This is a genomic window from Vibrio sp. 1874, assembly GCF_033344395.1.
Lineage (GTDB): Bacteria > Pseudomonadota > Gammaproteobacteria > Enterobacterales > Vibrionaceae > Vibrio > Vibrio alginolyticus.
This window is the reverse complement of sequence record NZ_JAWPOR010000187.1, coordinates 1-1,036: the sequence shown is the minus strand read 5'-3', so window position 1 is coordinate 1,036 and position 1,036 is coordinate 1. Positions and strand designations below refer to the sequence as shown.

The window sequence follows — 1,036 nt, the reverse complement described above, 5'->3', positions numbered from 1 at the left end:
AAAACCCACATCGTTGAGCTGCAAGTCAATGTCCATTTGCCAAGGTGCATGACCGGAAACCAAGCTCAACCAACGTTCACCCAAATAAGGCTTGAGAGGCTTTACATCCCAATCACCTAAAGTATTTATGGTCACGTTTTAGCCTTGGTCCGCACTTTCGCCGTGGAAATCGAGTGAAATAGGCTGCGAGAGTAACTCTGCTGATAAGCCAGATGTCGTCACCACATCGTTGTCGAACTGAATGCGGCCTGTGGCTTTTTCTAGCGTCATTGGCGGCGCATCAATATCAACACGGTTGTCTTTCAAATCCGCATAACCCCAAGCTCGCGCGTCTTTTTCCATATCAAAAGGAATGTTGAGCTGGAACTCGGAATATACCGGGCCACTAACTTGCAAGGCCGTCAAAGCGGCACCAACCGAGTCAACCAGCGGCGTAGCCATCATGTAGTCACGAACTTCATTACCCGGAGCTGTGGCTTTAGCTTCAATTTCGATATGGCCATCTTCAGCCAACTCCGGAATGCGCCCCGTGATGCGTTTAGCGTGAACGCCATTTAACGTCGCCGATTTGGAATCCAGATACATGGCGTCGTTTTCAAACAATAGATCAAGCTGCAAGTCGGTAATGGTTGGCCACGCAGTATCAAAACTGAATTTCGCGTCTTTTAAGCCAACCCATGCCTGAAACATGCCGTTGTGCTCTTTGTAAGGAAAATCTCCTAACTCGCCATACCACAGCAATTTGGCCGTATTTACTTTACCGCCTTGAATGGCGGTCGATAGGTAATCCGTCAGATCTTGGCCTAATGCCAAGGTTGGCAAGTAACGCCAAGTTTCACCAGCGTTGTAGAGATCCGCCTCAGCATAAAACGATAGGAATGGGCTTTGCTCTTTAGGGAAATCGAGTCGAAATGCGCCCAACACTTGAAGGTCCGGAGTCGCAGCCGTGACTTTATCCGACCACAAACGCCAACCTGTCTCATCTTGCTGCCAGATAATGTCGACTTCGCCTTGCTTGATGTTCAATGGGGCTTGG

Annotated in this window: 1 pseudogene; it reads right to left on the bottom strand. The window is 49.0% G+C overall.

Annotated elements, in window-relative coordinates:
- Nucleotides 1–1,036: pseudogene (locus tag R8N46_RS25510) on the bottom strand (DUF3971 domain-containing protein); the annotation flags it as partial.